The organism is Vibrio sp. 070316B (genome assembly GCF_013114115.1).
GTDB classification, from domain to species: domain Bacteria; phylum Pseudomonadota; class Gammaproteobacteria; order Enterobacterales; family Vibrionaceae; genus Vibrio; species Vibrio chagasii_B.
The window spans coordinates 1-2,176 of record NZ_VTYC01000067.1; the positions used below are offsets into that span (position 1 = coordinate 1).

At 51.8% G+C, this 2,176-nt stretch carries 1 rRNA gene; it reads right to left on the reverse strand.

Features of this window, described 5'->3' with window-relative positions:
• Positions 1-2,176, reverse strand: a 23S ribosomal RNA gene (locus F0251_RS24200); the annotation flags it as partial.

Here is a 2,176-nt window from a genome sequence, read left to right on the forward strand (position 1 = left end):
GTCAGGGAAAACTCATCTCAGGGCTCGCTTCCCGCTTAGATGCTTTCAGCGGTTATCGATTCCGAACTTAGCTACCGGGCAATGCCATTGGCATGACAACCCGAACACCAGAGGTTCGTCCACTCCGGTCCTCTCGTACTAGGAGCAGCCCCCTTCAATTTTCCAACGCCCACGGCAGATAGGGACCGAACTGTCTCACGACGTTCTAAACCCAGCTCGCGTACCACTTTAAATGGCGAACAGCCATACCCTTGGGACCGACTTCAGCCCCAGGATGTGATGAGCCGACATCGAGGTGCCAAACACCGCCGTCGATATGAACTCTTGGGCGGTATCAGCCTGTTATCCCCGGAGTACCTTTTATCCGTTGAGCGATGGCCCTTCCATTCAGAACCACCGGATCACTATGACCTGCTTTCGCACCTGCTCGAATTGTCATTCTCGCAGTCAAGCGGGCTTATGCCATTGCACTAACCACACGATGTCCAACCGTGTTTAGCCCACCTTCGTGCTCCTCCGTTACTCTTTGGGAGGAGACCGCCCCAGTCAAACTACCCACCAGGCACTGTCCGTAATCCCGATTCAGGGACCAACGTTAGAACATCAAAACTACAAGGGTGGTATTTCAAGGACGACTCCACCACATCTAGCGACGCGGTTTCAAAGTCTCCCACCTATCCTACACATGTAGGTTCAATGTTCAGTGCCAAGCTGTAGTAAAGGTTCACGGGGTCTTTCCGTCTAGCCGCGGGTACACTGCATCTTCACAGCGATTTCAATTTCACTGAGTCTCGGGTGGAGACAGCGTGGCCATCATTACGCCATTCGTGCAGGTCGGAACTTACCCGACAAGGAATTTCGCTACCTTAGGACCGTTATAGTTACGGCCGCCGTTTACCGGGGCTTCGATCAAGAGCTTCGACCGAAGTCTAACCCCATCAATTAACCTTCCGGCACCGGGCAGGCGTCACACCGTATACGTCATCTTACGATTTTGCACAGTGCTGTGTTTTTAATAAACAGTTGCAGCCACCTGGTATCTGCGACTCTCGTCTGCTCCATCCGCAAGGGACTTCACTGATAAGAGCGTACCTTCTCCCGAAGTTACGGTACCATTTTGCCTAGTTCCTTCACCCGAGTTCTCTCAAGCGCCTTGGTATTCTCTACCCGACCACCTGTGTCGGTTTGGGGTACGATTCCTTACAATCTGAAGCTTAGAGGCTTTTCCTGGAAGCATGGCATCAATGACTTCACTACCGTAGTAGCTCGACATCGTATCTCAGCGTTAAGAAGAACCGGATTTACCTAATTCTTCCGCCTACGTACTTGAACCTGGACAACCGTCGCCAGGCCCACCTAGCCTTCTCCGTCCCCCCATCGCAATTGTAAGAAGTACGGGAATATTAACCCGTTTCCCATCGACTACGCCTTTCGGCCTCGCCTTAGGGGTCGACTTACCCTGCCCCGATTAACGTTGGACAGGAACCCTTGGTCTTCCGGCGAGGGAGTTTTTCACTCCCTTTATCGTTACTCATGTCAGCATTCGCACTTCTGATACCTCCAGCAGCCCTTACAGACCACCTTCAACGGCTTACAGAACGCTCCCCTACCCCACATTCGGAGTTTGCAAAGGGTTGGTAAGTCGGGATGACCCCCTAGCCTTAACAGTGCTCTACCCCCAGTAGTATTCGTCCGAGGCGCTACCTAAATAGCTTTCGGGGAGAACCAGCTATCTCCAGGTTTGATTGGCCTTTCACCCCTAGCCACAAGTCATCCGCTAATTTTTCAACATTAGTCGGTTCGGTCCTCCAGTTGATGTTACTCAACCTTCAACCTGCCCATGGCTAGATCACCTGGTTTCGGGTCTAATCCTAGCAACTGTACGCCCAGTTAAGACTCGGTTTCCCTACGGCTCCCCTAAACGGTTAACCTTGCTACTAAAATTAAGTCGCTGACCCATTATACAAAAGGTACGCAGTCACACCACGAAGGTGCTCCTACTGCTTGTACGTACACGGTTTCAGGTTCTATTTCACTCCCCTCACAGGGGTTCTTTTCGCCTTTCCCTCACGGTACTGGTTCACTATCGGTCAGTCAGTAGTATTTAGCCTTGGAGGATGGTCCCCCCATATTCAGACAGGATATCACGTGTCCCGCCCTACTCGTTTTCACTGAT